Genomic DNA, 16,520 nt, shown 5'->3' on the forward strand with positions numbered 1-16,520 from the left:
ATCCTCAAATGAGCGGGGATGTAGCTCAGTTGGTAGAGCGCCTGCCTTGCACGCAGGAGGTCAGGAGTTCGACTCTCCTCATCTCCACCAATATAGTTGGAGGTTGGACGCAGCGGGAGCTGGGGTTCAGCTTCAGGTTATGGGCTCATAGCTCAGCTGGTTAGAGCGCACGCCTGATAAGCGTGAGGTCGGTGGTTCAAGTCCACTTGAGCCCACCACACTGGACTTTAGAGACCAGAGGAAGGGCTTGATTGGGTACGGAACCAAATCCAGCTTCCAACCGAAGAACATCTTAAGTTCAGAAATGTACCTTGAAAACTGCACAATGCAAAGAACGAGAAAGAAAGAAGTAGGTGGTAGACCTGCGAAAGCAGGGAACTACACTACGATTTCGCAAGGAAAGAACCAAGGTAAGATCAAGCTGGAAAGAGCATAGGGTGAATGCCTTGGCACCAGGAGCCGACGAAGGACGCAGCGATCTGCGAAAAGCCATGGGGAGCCGAAAGCAGGCAATGAGCCATGGATATCCGAATGGGGAAACCCATCTGGGGCAATGCCCAGATATCCATAACTGAATCAATAGGTTATGGAGGGGAGACCCGGGGAACTGAAACATCTAAGTACCCGGAGGAAGAGAAAGAAACATCGATTTTCCAAGTAGCGGCGAGCGAACGGGAAAGAGCCCAAACCGGGCCGAAGGAGACTTCGGGCCGGGGTAAAGGACCGGAATGAGATCGGACATCTCCAGCCGAACTGCACTGGAAAGGCAGGCCGGAGCAGGTGAGAGCCCTGTAGGCGAAGGGGATGGAAGATTGTCCGGGATCCGGAGTACCACGGGACACGAGAAACCCTGTGGGAAGGCGGGGGGACCACCCCCCAAGGCTAAATACTTCCTGGTGACCGATAGAGAAGGAGTACCGTGAGGGAAAGGTGAAAAGCACCCCGGGAGGGGAGTGAAAGAGAACCTGAAACCCTATGTTTACAAGCGGTGGGAGCACAAATATGGTGCGACCACGTACTTTTTGTAGAACGGACCGGCGAGTTGTGGCAGGATGCGAGGTTAAGGACCGGGAAGGTCCGGAGCCGGAGGGAAACCAAGTCTGAAGAGGGCGAATTAGTATTCTGCTGCAGACCCGAAACCAGGTGATCTATCCATGGCCAGGATGAAGCGGAAGTAAAATTTCGTGGAGGTCCGAATCCACCGTTGTTGAAAAAACGGGGAATGAGCTGTGGATAGGGGTGAAATGCCAATCGAACCTGGAGATAGCTGGTTCTCCTCGAAATAGCTTTAGGGCTAGCCTCGGGAAAGAGACATGGAGGTAGAGCACTGAATGGGCTAGGGGGCCGACAAGCCTATCGAACCCTATCAAACTCCGAATGCCATGGTCTTGATTTCCGGGAGTCAGACTGCGTGAGATAAGTTTCGTGGTCAAAAGGGAAACAGCCCAGATCAACAGCTAAGGTCCCAAAGTACAGGTTAAGTGGGAAAGGATGTGGGATTGCACAGACAACCAGGATGTTGGCTTAGAAGCAGCCATACATTGAAAGAGTGCGTAACAGCTCACTGGTCAAGTGGTCCTGCGCCGAAAATGTCCGGGGCTAAAACCTGTCACCGAAGCTTTGGATTGTCATGGATTAACATGACAGTGGTAGAGGAGCATTGTATACTGGCAGAAGCCATACCGGAAGGAGTGGTGGACGGTATACAAGAGAGAATGCCGGTATGAGTAGCGAGAGCGAAGTGAGAATCTTTGCCGTCAAAAGCCCAAGGATTCCTGAGGAAGGTTCGTCCCCTCAGGGTAAGTCGGGACCTAAGCCGAGGACGAAAGTCGTAGGCGATGGACAATCGGTTGAAATTCCGATACCACCGACATCCGCATGAGAGAAGCAGTGACACAGGAGGATAGACGGAGCAGGTTGTTGGTAGAGCCTGTTCAAGCAGTGAGTCCGGGAAGCGAGTGAAGTACCGTTTTCCAAAGATGAGCTGTGGCGGGGACCGAAATTAGAGTAGGGAAGCCGTTGAATCCACACTGGCGAGAAAAGCTGCTATCGAGGATGGAGGTGCCCGTACCGTAAACCGACACAGGTGGGCGGGGAGAGAATCCCAAGACGAGCGGGAGAACCCTTGTTAAGGAACTCGGCAAAATGACCCCGTAACTTCGGGAGAAGGGGTGCCTTTGAAAGAAGGCCGCAGAGAAAAGGCCCAAGCGACTGTTTAGCAAAAACACAGGTATCTGCGAACTTGAGAGAGGAAGTATAGGTGCTGACGCCTGCCCAGTGCTGGAAGGTTAAGGGGAAGTGTAAGAGCGAGAGCGCGAAGCACAGAACTGAAGCCCCAGTGAACGGCGGCCGTAACTATAACGGTCCTAAGGTAGCGAAATTCCTTGTCGGGCAAGTTCCGACCCGCACGAAAGGCGTAACGATTTGGGCGCTGTCTCAACAAGGGACCCGGCGAAATTGTAGTACCAGTGAAGATACTGGTTACCCGCGATAGGACGGAAAGACCCCGTAGAGCTTTACTGTAACCTGATATTGGATTTTGGCAGGGAATGTACAGGATAGGTGGGAGACTGGGAAGCATGTACGCCAGTATGTGTGGAGTCAATGTTGGGATACCACCCTTTCTGTGCCGGAATTCTAACCTTGGAGCCGTGAACCGGCGAAGGGACATTGTCAGGTGGGCAGTTTGACTGGGGCGGTCGCCTCCGAAAGAGTAACGGAGGCGCCCAAAGGTTCCCTCAGAATGGTTGGAAATCATTCGAAGAGTGTAAAGGCAGAAGGGAGCCTGACTGCGAGAGAGACATCTCGGGCAGGGACGAAAGTCGGGCTTAGTGATCCGGCGGTATCGAGTGGAAGAGCCGTCGCTCAACGGATAAAAGCTACCTCGGGGATAACAGGCTTATCTCCCCCAAGAGTTCACATCGACGGGGAGGTTTGGCACCTCGATGTCGGCTCGTCGCATCCTGGGGCTGAAGTAGGTCCCAAGGGTTGGGCTGTTCGCCCATTAAAGCGGCACGCGAGCTGGGTTCAGAACGTCGTGAGACAGTTCGGTCCCTATCCATCGCGGGCGCAGGAAATTTGAGAGGAGCTGTCCTTAGTACGAGAGGACCGGGATGGACGTACCAATGGTGTATCAGTTGTCGCGCCAGCGGCATGGCTGAGTAGCCAGGTACGGACGGGATAAACGCTGAAGGCATCTAAGCGTGAAGCCCCCCTCAAGATAAGATTTCCCATGCCGAAAGGCAGTAAGACCCCTTGCAGATGACAAGGTTGATAGGTCAGAGGTGGAAGTGCAGTAATGCATGCAGCTGACTGATACTAATCGGTCGAGGGCTTGATCATAAATAGAGCATTGTGCAGTTTTCAGGGTATATCCCTTATCCGGCGGTTACAGCGAAAGGGTCACACCTGTTCCCATCCCGAACACAGCAGTTAAGCCTTTCTGCGCCTATGGTACCTGGAGGGTGACCTCCCGGAAGAGCAGGCCGCTGCCGGATCTTGATATATTCCTCAGTAGCTCAATGGTAGAGCACTCGGCTGTTAACCGAGGGGTTACTGGTTCGAGCCCAGCCTGAGGAGCCATATTTTATGTATGATACAGTCGAAAGCCTCCGACAAAAATCGGAGGCTTTCGATGTTTCAGTCCACACTGTTCATTTCACGTTTTTTTCACTTATTTGAACAATTCAGAATGACTTCCTGCACGATAAACCATCAAAACAAGTGCGCTCTCGAAAATCTCTTATATAAGTAGCAAATCAGGTTCGATATGACATTTCTTGAAAATCCTGTAAATTCCCGTCAGGTTATGGTCTCTGTATTTGGTATCCAGAACTTCACCGTATGCCAGTTTTTCGATCACCGTAAAAAGTTTCTCTGTATCCTTGCCTTGTTTTTTGCAAGCTTAAAATCTCTTTTGAACTGGCTTGTGAATTTGACTTCGTATTTCCTCATGAAAGTGCCTTCCTCAGATCATCCATACTGGAATATCCCCTTACGCTTTGATCCTGTGCAAGCTGTCTGCCTTCGGCAATGGCGAGGGCAGTTGTTTCGTTGGGAATATCCAATTTGAGATCAAAAGGGATTCCGTTTTCACGGATGCTCTGCCTTAAAAAAATGTTGACAGCCGTAGTCATATTCATTCCAAGCTCTTCAAAAATTCTCTCTGCAGCAGCCTTGATCTCTTTATCCGTGCGGATATTCAGATTGGTCATATTTGTTGTAGCCATAGATACACCTCCCAGCTTTATTCTACGTATATTATATTATTTTGTGCGTACAATGTCTACATTATGTGCTTCTATATGCTTTAAATTTACGAGAATTATAAAAAAGTTTCAATATTTACTCAATATATTTCATTTCGGATAACGCCAGGATTTGTAAAGGAGAAGTTTATGTGGGTTGCCTGCCTGGTTCATTCTTTTATCAATTGTTTGCCATGCTTTTTGGCTTTCATGGGTAAAATCATCTGGTTTTCAATGAACGGTTTTTTCACTAATGTACGGTTTAATCCAAAATAGGGCTGATAATACGAAAAATCATAGTCTTCCGGCAAATTGGGATAGCTTTCTGTATCCATCATTTATTTCACCATTCTCTGTCAAAAATCCATATAGAGTACAGTTTCGACCAGGAAGACTTTTTGAGCTTCAATCTATCCCGCCTGGCAGGGAGTCACCGGAGCACTCAATATTCCGTTTCTGTGTCTGGCTTTTTCTCCAGAAATTTCACAATATGAGTGTCCAGCAGCTGACTGATTTTCAGTATTTCATCTTTGCTGTCGTTCATTTCTATTGCTTTATTCAGCATGTAACGCAGATTTTCCATGTCTTCTTCGCATTCCAAATTATTCACCTCTCCAAGTTGTGCTGAAACCATGGACTCATGCCTGTTTTCGAACTATTTTCGGAAACAACAGCCATCTATTGTTATCTATCCTGCCTTTTTATCTGACCATTTAATGACTTAGTTGGCTTAGCCTGTCTCCGGATAACTTTTTAATTTCAGCTATCTTGGAATCTTTTTGTTCATCCGTTTGATTTATAAGGTCCAATTGTTCTGATAAATCGGCAACTTCCTGTGATTTTCTCTGATACTTCTCCTGTAATTTCTGAATTTCCTCGTTTCTTGCCTGAAGATCCACATCTTTGTTCTGCAGATCTTTTTGAAGCTGAGCAATATTATCTTGAAGACTCTTACATTCCGTTTGCTTTTGCGTCAATTGCGCTTCCAACAATTCAGCGTTTTCCTTATATTCGTTTCCCTTTTGGAACAGTCCTTCAATATTTTGAATTGTTTGCTGTGCATCTGCAAAAAAAGTGGAACCTACAGCAGCATGTACGACAATTCCGCCAAACAATGCACTTACTGCAACTACCGCCAAAGTAATCAAAATTTTTTTCTTCATTATTATTACCCCCAAATTAATTTTATTCCAGGCATTATTGTAAAACATATTAATGCTAATTGCAAATTTATTTTATTGGCAAACAGCACATTCCATTATAACTCATAAATCTCAAGTTTGACAGTAAAAAAGAGAAAAAGGAGCCGTAAGCCTTAGGTATGAGCAAGGTTGCGGCTTTTATCATATGAGAAGAAGTTGTAGTGAAAATTATCTTTTTTTGCTTGTCCTAAACTTTTTTTAATTTCGGATCGGGTAAGTCTCTTCTTTGTAAAATCGAAGCCCATTGCCTTACCGATTGCATCCGTTACATCTGACCTGTAATCAAAAAGATAGATATTTTGGGATTCAGGTGAGCAGGTAATGTTCTTCAGGGCATTGATGATAGCTTCGGGGGAGTACGCGCCACCAAGACGTTTTTGGATCAGTCTGAGGATTACCAGCGATATATAACAAATGAGGAAGTGCGCATGAATCCTGTCTTTACGGGAAACGTACACAGGCCGCGTTTCAAGATCACTTTTTGTAACACGGAAATTATCCTCAATTCGCCAGAGCCCGCGGTACATATCGATGATCCTGTCATCAGAGAATGTGTCGGATCCATCTTCATCGAACAGGTTTGTCACGATGCAGTAATAACCGTCATACTTTTCATCTTCCCTGAATTTCTCCATGTCGATACATGGCCGGCCTTTGGGAGCTTTTTTGATTTCACCTGTTTTCTTATCCACCTTGATATTCTTAACATATCTGAGAGCCCCATAGGACGTGGCCCTTGTGTATGCAGACGGTGTTGAGGCGATACACTGGGCCTTTTTGAGCACAGCTTCCCGTTTCGCTTTGGAGCGGTCCGCATACTTCTTGTTATAGAAAACGATTTGCCGCTGATCCACAAGTACCTTCTTTTTATATGTTCTTCCGCCTTCCTTTAACATATCGACTTCTATCTCCCGCCTGATTACCCGGGACTTGCGCTTGTACTGATCACTGAACTGCTTGTAACCGGATTGATTATTAACATAATCCTTGAATTCTTTGCTTCCTCCCCGGATCGTCTGGCTGAATACGTAGGAGCATTTGCCGCTTTCCAGGTAATAGATGTTGTTCCCGGTATTTTGGGCCGCATCAGCCACTGCGACAACTCTGCCGGATTCATAGGCTCGTACAAGCTCTCCAATCATAGGCCTCAGGTGCAGCTTTTCCGAATTGTTACCAGGGAACAATTCGTAAGAAATCGGAATGCCATCCGCATCCATGGCAAGGCCCAGCTGTACAATGGGATCGGGCCGGTGTTCCTTGGAAGGACCTTTTGCCCTCAGTTCGTCTTCCATATCAATCTCAAAGTAGTAATTCGTCGCATCATAATATACCAGGCTGGTGTCCCGGCTGTATTGCTCTGTAATCCGCTTATGGATTTGAAGCTGTATGGCAGAATCGATCCCTGCATAAAAGCTCAGTGACCGGTATATGTCAATAAGGGAGAAATCATCTTTCTTCTCGAAATCAAAATAGGTGCTCCGATGCTCAAAGGTGCGTTTCTTTGATGCAGGTTCAAGAATCCGCGATATGACAAGCAGTTTCAATATGGTGCTTGTGTTGTAGTCGAAATTCCTGCCTCTCTGCCTGTTGAGAAGGAGCCGGTCCAATCCCAGCTCATAGTAGATCTTTAGAATGGCAATATATCCAAAATTTTTACGGCCGGCTGTATTTTCAGGGAGAACAGTGTCCTTACGTTCTTTTACGATATATTCCGCATCGTTTAAAGCCTTTTCTTTGTTCTTCTCCTCTACATAGGCCTTAAAGTGGGCAATGGGATCATCGTAAACTTTTTGAAGATCATCCAGATACCCGAAGGACTCGACAGTAGTACTGCCTGGATATTTCTTTCCTTTTTTCCGATAGCTTTGCGCCATGCTTAAGTATGTACGTCCAGTTTTTTTGTTTGTTACAGTTTTTAGATACATGACAAAACCTCTCCAAACGGTGTAATATATATCTATTATACCATATATCTCTACGATTGTCTACTATTATTTATCATAATTTTGGTTTAAAAAAAGCCCTGTAGCCTATCGGCTGCAAGGGGTTCAGGAATCGTTGTTCTGTTTTCTACTGTCAAAGAAGCGTGGCAGGGAGTCACCGGAGCACTCAATATTCCGTTTCTGTGTCTGGCTTTTTCTCCAGAAATTTCACAATATGAGTGTCCAGCAGCTGACTGATTTTCAGTATTTCATCTTTGCTGTCGTTCATTTCTATTGCTTTATTCAGCATGTAACGCAGATTTTCCATGTCTTCTTCGCATTCCAAATTATTCACCTCTCCAAGTTGTGCTGAAACCATGGACTCATGCCTGTTTTCGAACTATTTTCGGAAACAACAGCCATCTATTGTTATCTATCCTGCCTTTTTATCTGACCATTTAATGACTTAGTTGGCTTAGCCTGTCTCCGGATAACTTTTTAATTTCAGCTATCTTGGAATCTTTTTGTTCATCCGTTTGATTTATAAGGTCCAATTGTTCTGATAAATCGGCAACTTCCTGTGATTTTCTCTGATACTTCTCCTGTAATTTCTGAATTTCCTCGTTTCTTGCCTGAAGATCCACATCTTTGTTCTGCAGATCTTTTTGAAGCTGAGCAATATTATCTTGAAGACTCTTACATTCCGTTTGCTTTTGCGTCAATTGCGCTTCCAACAATTCAGCGTTTTCCTTATATTCGTTTCCCTTTTGGAACAGTCCTTCAATATTTTGAATTGTTTGCTGTGCATCTGCAAAAAAAGTGGAACCTACAGCAGCATGTACGACAATTCCGCCAAACAATGCACTTACTGCAACTACCGCCAAAGTAATCAAAATTTTTTTCTTCATTATTATTACCCCCAAATTAATTTTATTCCAGGCATTATTGTAAAACATATTAATGCTAATTGCAAATTTATTTTATTGGCAAACAGCACATTCCATTATAACTCATAAATCGATAAAGTAATTATCTAAGGAGAGGATTTTTTGGAAAAAAATGAGGCGGGTAAGGCAGCAATCATTGATCATAAAACCATAGGGCAAAGAATAAGGGAAGAAAGGGAGAAGCTGGCATTATCACGGGCAGACTTTGCTGAGATCATTGACCTTTCGGATTACTATGTCGGCCAATTGGAACGGGGAGAAAGACAGATGAGCCTGTCTGTACTGCTCAAGGTATCATCGTGTCTGCATTTATCCCTGGATTATTTAATTCTTGGTACATCCAGGTATCAGAAAGATCCCTCTGTAAAAGGAGATAACCCCGCCTATACAAAGGAGAGCACTCAGTTTGATGAGATGGTGCAGCTGCTTTCAAAGTGTTCGGATAAGGAACTGGCGCTGATCAAAAAACTGATTCAAACCATCATACCATATATGAGACAGTATGAGACAAAACTGTTTTGAGGGCGTTTTTTGATTGCTATTAAGAAGAGAGGAGATCCATCAAGATGTGAATAGCAGTCCAGGTCATAGATCTTTTAATAAAAAAGATAAAAAACTGTTGACATGGCTATAGATATTTGATACAATAAGAAAGTCGCCTTGAGGGAGCAGGTAAAGCAAGTGATGAATCAACTGCGAACGGCAGAGGCGGCAGGAAGACTGGTCCTTGAAAACAGAACAGTACAAATCCGTGAGTCGGAAGCCTGAGTCAGAAGCGGGAGAGATCCAGCGGAGAGCAGGGAGAAGAGGAACGGAAAGGAATTGAAATCGAAGTCAATTCTGGAGGAACAACGCAAAGCGGAAGCAAGCGTTAAGGAAAGAGCCAAGCAAACGAAACCCATGAGGGTTTGAAGCTTTAATGGGAGAGTTTGATCCTGGCTCAGGACGAACGCTGGCGGCGTGCCTAACACATGCAAGTCGAGCGGGATATACCGGTTTAGTTTACTAAGCTGGTAAATTCAGCGGCGGACGGGTGAGTAACGCGTGAGCAATCTGCCTTGTACAGGGGGATAACAGCCGGAAACGGCTGCTAATACCGCATAAGGCCACAGTACCGCATGGTACAGGGGTCAAAGGAGAGATCCGGTATAAGATGAGCTCGCGTTCCATTAGCTGGTTGGTGAGGTAACGGCCCACCAAGGCAACGATGGGTAGCCGGCCTGAGAGGGTGAACGGCCACATTGGGACTGAGACACGGCCCAAACTCCTACGGGAGGCAGCAGTGGGGGATATTGCGCAATGGGGGGAACCCTGACGCAGCAACGCCGCGTGAGTGAAGGAGGCCTTCGGGTCGTAAAACTCTGTGACAGGGGAAGAAGAAAGTGACGGTACCCTGAGAGGAAGCCCCGGCTAACTACGTGCCAGCAGCCGCGGTAACACGTAGGGGGCAAGCGTTGTCCGGAATTACTGGGCGTAAAGGGTGCGCAGGCGGCCGAGCAAGTCCGATGTGAAAGACCACGGCTAAACTGTGGGGGTGCATAGGAAACTGTCCGGCTTGAGTGCAGGAGAGGAAAGTGGAATTCCTAGTGTAGCGGTGAAATGCGTAGAGATTAGGAAGAACACCAGTGGCGAAGGCGACTTTCTGGACTGTAACTGACGCTGAGGCACGAAAGCGTGGGGAGCGAACAGGATTAGATACCCTGGTAGTCCACGCCGTAAACGATGGATACTAGGTGTAGGGGGTATCGACCCCCCCTGTGCCGGAGTTAACGCAATAAGTATCCCGCCTGGGGAGTACGGCCGCAAGGTTGAAACTCAAAGGAATTGACGGGGGCCCGCACAAGCAGCGGAGCATGTGGTTTAATTCGAAGCAACGCGAAGAACCTTACCAGGGCTTGACATCCCTCCGACGGGCATAGAGATATGCCGTTTCAGCAATGGACGGGGGAGACAGGTGGTGCATGGTTGTCGTCAGCTCGTGTCGTGAGATGTTGGGTTAAGTCCCGCAACGAGCGCAACCCTTATCAACAGTTACCAGCAAGTAAAGTTGGGGACTCTGAAGAGACTGCCGGGGAGAACTCGGAGGAAGGTGGGGATGACGTCAAATCATCATGCCCCTTATGTCCTGGGCTACACACGTGCTACAATGGCCTGAAACAAAGGGAAGCGAAGGCGCAAGCCGGAGCGGAACCCAGAAAGCAGGTCTCAGTTCGGATTGTGGGCTGCAACCCGCCCACATGAAGTCGGAGTTGCTAGTAATCGCGAATCAGCATGTCGCGGTGAATGCGTTCCCGGGCCTTGTACACACCGCCCGTCACACCATGGGAGTCGGGGGCACCCGAAGCCGGTGACCGAACCGAAAGGGAGGAGCCGTCGAAGGTGAAACTGATGACTGGGGTGAAGTCGTAACAAGGTAGCCGTATCGGAAGGTGCGGCTGGATCACCTCCTTTCTAGGGAGAAATTCTTAGATCGAACTTAGCCGGAAGGTTAAGGGAATGATGGAACAACAGGTTCCAGAATCTGATGGAATATTGCTTGGATTTCAATTTTGTACTGTTTTGTTTTGAGGGATCAATCCTCAAATGAGCGGGGATGTAGCTCAGTTGGTAGAGCGCCTGCCTTGCACGCAGGAGGTCAGGAGTTCGACTCTCCTCATCTCCACCAATATAGTTGGAGGTTGGACGCAGCGGGAGCTGGGGTTCAGCTTCAGGTTATGGGCTCATAGCTCAGCTGGTTAGAGCGCACGCCTGATAAGCGTGAGGTCGGTGGTTCAAGTCCACTTGAGCCCACCACACTGGACTTTAGAGACCAGAGGAAGGGCTTGATTGGGTACGGAACCAAATCCAGCTTCCAACCGAAGAACATCTTAAGTTCAGAAATGTACCTTGAAAACTGCACAATGCAAAGAACGAGAAAGAAAGAAGTAGGTGGTAGACCTGCGAAAGCAGGGAGCTACACTACGATTTCGCAAGGAAAGAACCAAGGTAAGATCAAGCTGGAAAGAGCATAGGGTGAATGCCTTGGCACCAGGAGCCGACGAAGGACGCAGCGATCTGCGAAAAGCCATGGGGAGCCGAAAGCAGGCAATGAGCCATGGATATCCGAATGGGGAAACCCATCTGGGGCAATGCCCAGATATCCATAACTGAATCAATAGGTTATGGAGGGGAGACCCGGGGAACTGAAACATCTAAGTACCCGGAGGAAGAGAAAGAAACATCGATTTTCCAAGTAGCGGCGAGCGAACGGGAAAGAGCCCAAACCGGGCCGAAGGAGACTTCGGGCCGGGGTAAAGGACCGGAATGAGATCGGACATCTCCAGCCGAACTGCACTGGAAAGGCAGGCCGGAGCAGGTGAGAGCCCTGTAGGCGAAGGGGATGGAAGATTGTCCGGGATCCGGAGTACCACGGGACACGAGAAACCCTGTGGGAAGGCGGGGGGACCACCCCCCAAGGCTAAATACTTCCTGGTGACCGATAGAGAAGGAGTACCGTGAGGGAAAGGTGAAAAGCACCCCGGGAGGGGAGTGAAAGAGAACCTGAAACCCTATGTTTACAAGCGGTGGGAGCACAAATATGGTGCGACCACGTACTTTTTGTAGAACGGACCGGCGAGTTGTGGCAGGATGCGAGGTTAAGGACCGGGAAGGTCCGGAGCCGGAGGGAAACCAAGTCTGAAGAGGGCGAATTAGTATTCTGCTGCAGACCCGAAACCAGGTGATCTATCCATGGCCAGGATGAAGCGGAAGTAAAATTTCGTGGAGGTCCGAATCCACCGTTGTTGAAAAAACGGGGAATGAGCTGTGGATAGGGGTGAAATGCCAATCGAACCTGGAGATAGCTGGTTCTCCTCGAAATAGCTTTAGGGCTAGCCTCGGGAAAGAGACATGGAGGTAGAGCACTGAATGGGCTAGGGGGCCGACAAGCCTATCGAACCCTATCAAACTCCGAATGCCATGGTCTTGATTTCCGGGAGTCAGACTGCGTGAGATAAGTTTCGTGGTCAAAAGGGAAACAGCCCAGATCAACAGCTAAGGTCCCAAAGTACAGGTTAAGTGGGAAAGGATGTGGGATTGCACAGACAACCAGGATGTTGGCTTAGAAGCAGCCATACATTGAAAGAGTGCGTAACAGCTCACTGGTCAAGTGGTCCTGCGCCGAAAATGTCCGGGGCTAAAACCTGTCACCGAAGCTTTGGATTGTCATGGATTAACATGACAGTGGTAGAGGAGCATTGTATACTGGCAGAAGCCATACCGGAAGGAGTGGTGGACGGTATACAAGAGAGAATGCCGGTATGAGTAGCGAGAGCGAAGTGAGAATCTTTGCCGTCAAAAGCCCAAGGATTCCTGAGGAAGGTTCGTCCCCTCAGGGTAAGTCGGGACCTAAGCCGAGGACGAAAGTCGTAGGCGATGGACAATCGGTTGAAATTCCGATACCACCGACATCCGCATGAGAGAAGCAGTGACACAGGAGGATAGACGGAGCAGGTTGTTGGTAGAGCCTGTTCAAGCAGTGAGTCCGGGAAGCGAGTGAAGTACCGTTTTCCAAAGATGAGCTGTGGCGGGGACCGAAATTAGAGTAGGGAAGCCGTTGAATCCACACTGGCGAGAAAAGCTGCTATCGAGGATGGAGGTGCCCGTACCGTAAACCGACACAGGTGGGCGGGGAGAGAATCCCAAGACGAGCGGGAGAACCCTTGTTAAGGAACTCGGCAAAATGACCCCGTAACTTCGGGAGAAGGGGTGCCTTTGAAAGAAGGCCGCAGAGAAAAGGCCCAAGCGACTGTTTAGCAAAAACACAGGTATCTGCGAACTTGAGAGAGGAAGTATAGGTGCTGACGCCTGCCCAGTGCTGGAAGGTTAAGGGGAAGTGTAAGAGCGAGAGCGCGAAGCACAGAACTGAAGCCCCAGTGAACGGCGGCCGTAACTATAACGGTCCTAAGGTAGCGAAATTCCTTGTCGGGCAAGTTCCGACCCGCACGAAAGGCGTAACGATTTGGGCGCTGTCTCAACAAGGGACCCGGCGAAATTGTAGTACCAGTGAAGATACTGGTTACCCGCGATAGGACGGAAAGACCCCGTAGAGCTTTACTGTAACCTGATATTGGATTTTGGCAGGGAATGTACAGGATAGGTGGGAGACTGGGAAGCATGTACGCCAGTATGTGTGGAGTCAATGTTGGGATACCACCCTTTCTGTGCCGGAATTCTAACCTTGGAGCCGTGAACCGGCGAAGGGACATTGTCAGGTGGGCAGTTTGACTGGGGCGGTCGCCTCCGAAAGAGTAACGGAGGCGCCCAAAGGTTCCCTCAGAATGGTTGGAAATCATTCGAAGAGTGTAAAGGCAGAAGGGAGCCTGACTGCGAGAGAGACATCTCGGGCAGGGACGAAAGTCGGGCTTAGTGATCCGGCGGTATCGAGTGGAAGAGCCGTCGCTCAACGGATAAAAGCTACCTCGGGGATAACAGGCTTATCTCCCCCAAGAGTTCACATCGACGGGGAGGTTTGGCACCTCGATGTCGGCTCGTCGCATCCTGGGGCTGAAGTAGGTCCCAAGGGTTGGGCTGTTCGCCCATTAAAGCGGCACGCGAGCTGGGTTCAGAACGTCGTGAGACAGTTCGGTCCCTATCCATCGCGGGCGCAGGAAATTTGAGAGGAGCTGTCCTTAGTACGAGAGGACCGGGATGGACGTACCAATGGTGTATCAGTTGTCGCGCCAGCGGCATGGCTGAGTAGCCAGGTACGGACGGGATAAACGCTGAAGGCATCTAAGCGTGAAGCCCCCCTCAAGATAAGATTTCCCATGCCGAAAGGCAGTAAGACCCCTTGCAGATGACAAGGTTGATAGGTCAGAGGTGGAAGTGCAGTAATGCATGCAGCTGACTGATACTAATCGGTCGAGGGCTTGATCATAAATAGAGCATTGTGCAGTTTTCAGGGTATATCCCTTATCCGGCGGTTACAGCGAAAGGGTCACACCTGTTCCCATCCCGAACACAGCAGTTAAGCCTTTCTGCGCCTATGGTACCTGGAGGGTGACCTCCCGGAAGAGCAGGCCGCTGCCGGATCCAAAAGAAGCATTCAACGTAGAATTTGCTGATACGTTGGGTGCTTTGCTTTTTGTTGTTTATTGTATATTTGCTTTTGATTTAATGATATTTATGAACTCCATTGTTTCTTCATCAGATTTAAAAATAAATCGGCCTTATCTCTCCGCATATGTTGTTCCATGTCTTAGAGGCGTCTGATGCAGAACAGGAGCTTATCTTGCTATCTTTACAGCAGTAAAAAATATGCCATACTGTAAAATGGATGGTCAGTGCTTTTCATATATTAGAAACAGGATTATGTTTAAACTTGCAGAGTTATGCAGAGAAAATATAAAGAGAGAAAAAGTAGAGTATCCGGAGTCAGTGCTACCGGCCATGATGACTTAGACAAAATATGTTGCGCTTCTTGCGCACCTGGCAGTGCAAAGTGGAGCCCAGCTGCGGAAGCTATGGCTTCATGAAAAATGCAAAGGCTTCCTTTATAGCTCCGTTTACCGTTTCGGGATTCCTTATGTTTCGGATATGATATAATTTACCGCCGTAGTCGTTGGCCTGGTTGTCACATATATAGGCATAATCATAATTTCCTTCTTTTGCCCATTTCATGAAGATATAGCAGTGGGTGGGCTTTCCGTATTTATTGCCTGCCGTATCTGTGGTAAATGCGATGTCTCCCGGCTTTAAGTTCTGATAGGATTCGTCCTTCCGCCACCATTTGCTTTTCAGCTCGGATATCAGCTGGGTTGTGTTGCAGGTTCCCTCCGGAATCGGGATATTGTTTTCCCTCAGTGCCTCTGAAACAAAATATACGCAGGTATTCAGTGTTTTGCCGTCATTCTGTGCTATAGCGGATTGAAACACCTCCAGCCGATTTGCCTTTTCCGACATATATTGATAAAGCTGTTCCTTCAGCAGGGCATCCCGCCGCGGTTTGACGACCCATTTGCCTATGATAAAACAAACTACAAGGGAAAGAAGGATCCATCGGATGGCTTGTCTTTTTGATTTTTTGTGTGCCTTCATGAATGATCCTCCTGTGTCGAACGATAGCGCATTCCAATAGGCTATACCGGTCAATACCCGTCCGTATTGTCAACTTCTGCTTCGGCAAGAAAAACTGCTGCTCCACCGGTTCATTTTCCCTGCCGGTTCATTGTCTTGTCAGCTGCTGAAAGCCCAGAGATTTTTGATCTGTGGCTTCAGTGTACGGTAACCCCACAGCTTTTTGCTGTTTCTACGGCTGTTTGGATCCCGAACGAGAAACTTTCCGTTCCGATATCCGTACAGAACAATAAAATGTCCCTTGGTGGTAAAATCACCCGGCCGCATGCTGCAGATAATGGGATGCCCCTGGGAAAGCTCCTGGACCATCCGGTCTTCATCCAGGGACAGTTCGGTGGAATGCAGCCCGAGTTTTTTGGCTCCGTCGGTCATCAGGGACCAGAGAGTGCTGCCACTTTGCTCATCAAGATATCCGTTTGTTTCGCTGAATGCGCAGACTGCTTTCGGATTCCATGAAGTATTTCCGGTCAGGCCCACCGTTACCATGGAAAGGCATGTTGGCCCGCATCCGTTCAGAGCGATGGTGCCTGGCCCGTAGGGAGCATATCCCCAGTCTTCGTCCCACTGGATCAGCAGCGGAATATTTCCCGGTTTGTATTGATCGGAAAGGTTGATATTGTCCTTCCAGGTGCCCTTCTTTTGCGGATAGTTCAATGTATAGGAAAGAAGTTCCGGATTGTTGGACAATGCTTCCAGCAGCTTCGGAGGGTACTGGGCAGAGTTTTGCAGAACTGACATAACCTGAGGATCCCTGGACGCCATGGTCTCCAGGGAGTTGATGACTTCATCGGAAACCTCTCCGTTCAATTGACTTGCATCAAAAGTAGGTCCGGGAGTAAGTGCAGGATCCTCCTTGCCTCCCTCATTCCCGTTTTGATTCGGCAGGCTTTCCTTTTCCATTGTTATTGGATTCGGTATTTCTTCATGATTTATTATATATGGAATTTTTTCCATAAATTGCTTCCCAAAATAGAAAATCAGAACAATCAGGATCATCTGCATCAGGCGCTTGAAAAAGCGGCGCCGGACCGTTCTTTTTTTTCTTCTCACGCAAACCTTCCTTTCCTTTAAAATGGTTCAGACCCC

Annotated in this window: 10 protein-coding genes, 5 tRNA genes, 5 rRNA genes and 1 pseudogene; 11 read left to right on the top strand and 10 right to left on the bottom strand. The window is 48.1% G+C overall.

The genetic code is table 11. The annotated features are described in order from the left end of the window. Positions 1–14: 14 nt before the first annotated feature. From QBE55_05105 to QBE55_05125, 5 genes are all read left to right on the top strand, one after another. Positions 15–90: transfer RNA gene (locus QBE55_05105), tRNA-Ala, on the top strand. Positions 91–141: 51 nt separating this feature from the next. After that, positions 142–218: transfer RNA gene (locus tag QBE55_05110), tRNA-Ile, on the top strand. A 196-nt stretch (positions 219–414) separates the two neighbouring features. After that, positions 415–3,342: ribosomal RNA gene (locus QBE55_05115) — 23S ribosomal RNA — on the top strand. A gap of 38 nt (positions 3,343–3,380) precedes the next feature. Further along, a 5S ribosomal RNA gene (gene rrf / locus QBE55_05120) occupies positions 3,381–3,497 on the top strand. Between the two features lie 10 nt (positions 3,498–3,507). Continuing rightward, a tRNA-Asn gene (locus QBE55_05125) sits at positions 3,508–3,582 on the top strand. A 91-nt stretch (positions 3,583–3,673) separates the two neighbouring features. Here QBE55_05125 and QBE55_05130 read toward each other — a convergent pair. From QBE55_05130 to QBE55_05165, 8 genes and pseudogenes are all read right to left on the bottom strand, one after another. Beyond that, positions 3,674–3,954 (bottom strand): annotated as a pseudogene (locus QBE55_05130) (type II toxin-antitoxin system YafQ family toxin). Next, the gene (locus QBE55_05135; GenBank protein WZL79529.1) at positions 3,951–4,229 is read right to left on the bottom strand and encodes a type II toxin-antitoxin system RelB/DinJ family antitoxin; all 279 of its coding nucleotides are present in this window, start codon (positions 4,227–4,229) and stop codon (positions 3,951–3,953) included. Before QBE55_05135 ends, QBE55_05130 begins: the two are co-directional and overlap by 4 nt. A gap of 188 nt (positions 4,230–4,417) precedes the next feature. Next, complete coding sequence (locus QBE55_05140; GenBank protein ID WZL79530.1) at positions 4,418–4,585, bottom strand: hypothetical protein; 168 nt, start codon at positions 4,583–4,585, stop codon at positions 4,418–4,420. A gap of 104 nt (positions 4,586–4,689) precedes the next feature. Next, complete coding sequence (locus tag QBE55_05145; GenBank protein WZL79531.1) at positions 4,690–4,848, bottom strand: Spo0E family sporulation regulatory protein-aspartic acid phosphatase; 159 nt, start codon at positions 4,846–4,848, stop codon at positions 4,690–4,692. A gap of 112 nt (positions 4,849–4,960) precedes the next feature. Beyond that, positions 4,961–5,410, bottom strand: coding sequence for a hypothetical protein (locus QBE55_05150; GenBank protein ID WZL79532.1), 450 nt, complete (start codon positions 5,408–5,410; stop codon positions 4,961–4,963). A 152-nt stretch (positions 5,411–5,562) separates the two neighbouring features. Further along, a complete protein-coding gene (locus tag QBE55_05155) occupies positions 5,563–7,374 on the bottom strand; it encodes an IS1634 family transposase (protein WZL79533.1) in 1,812 nt (603 codons plus the stop codon). A gap of 184 nt (positions 7,375–7,558) precedes the next feature. Beyond that, entirely contained in the window at positions 7,559–7,717 is a 159-nt protein-coding gene (locus QBE55_05160) for a Spo0E family sporulation regulatory protein-aspartic acid phosphatase (GenBank protein ID WZL79534.1), read from the bottom strand. Positions 7,718–7,829: 112 nt separating this feature from the next. Then, complete coding sequence (locus QBE55_05165) at positions 7,830–8,279, bottom strand: hypothetical protein (protein ID WZL79535.1); 450 nt, start codon at positions 8,277–8,279, stop codon at positions 7,830–7,832. A gap of 141 nt (positions 8,280–8,420) precedes the next feature. On the opposite strand from QBE55_05165, the gene QBE55_05170 reads away from it, so the two are divergent. From QBE55_05170 to rrf (QBE55_05195), 6 genes are all read left to right on the top strand, one after another. Continuing rightward, entirely contained in the window at positions 8,421–8,840 is a 420-nt protein-coding gene (locus QBE55_05170) for a helix-turn-helix transcriptional regulator (GenBank protein WZL79536.1), read from the top strand. Between the two features lie 395 nt (positions 8,841–9,235). Next, positions 9,236–10,769: ribosomal RNA gene (locus QBE55_05175) — 16S ribosomal RNA — on the top strand. A 138-nt stretch (positions 10,770–10,907) separates the two neighbouring features. Further along, a tRNA-Ala gene (locus QBE55_05180) sits at positions 10,908–10,983 on the top strand. A gap of 51 nt (positions 10,984–11,034) precedes the next feature. Then, positions 11,035–11,111: transfer RNA gene (locus tag QBE55_05185), tRNA-Ile, on the top strand. A gap of 196 nt (positions 11,112–11,307) precedes the next feature. Beyond that, positions 11,308–14,235 (top strand): 23S ribosomal RNA (locus QBE55_05190). Positions 14,236–14,273: 38 nt separating this feature from the next. Continuing rightward, a 5S ribosomal RNA gene (gene rrf / locus QBE55_05195) occupies positions 14,274–14,390 on the top strand. The 16S, 23S and 5S rRNA genes sit together here with 2 tRNA genes alongside, the layout of an rRNA operon. Before the next feature lie 429 nt (positions 14,391–14,819). Here the strand turns inward: rrf (QBE55_05195) and QBE55_05200 are convergent. After that, positions 14,820–15,395 carry a hypothetical protein gene (locus QBE55_05200; GenBank protein WZL79537.1) on the bottom strand — a complete coding sequence of 192 codons (576 nt, stop codon included), beginning with the start codon at positions 15,393–15,395 and terminating at the stop codon, positions 14,820–14,822. Positions 15,396–15,533: 138 nt separating this feature from the next. Then, positions 15,534–16,484, bottom strand: coding sequence for a C39 family peptidase (locus tag QBE55_05205; protein ID WZL79538.1), 951 nt, complete (start codon positions 16,482–16,484; stop codon positions 15,534–15,536). Between the last annotated feature and the right edge of the window lie 36 nt (positions 16,485–16,520).

The sequence above is a fragment of the Eubacteriales bacterium mix99 genome, assembly GCA_038396605.1.
Taxonomy (GTDB): domain Bacteria; phylum Bacillota; class Clostridia; order Caldicoprobacterales; family DTU083; genus UBA4874.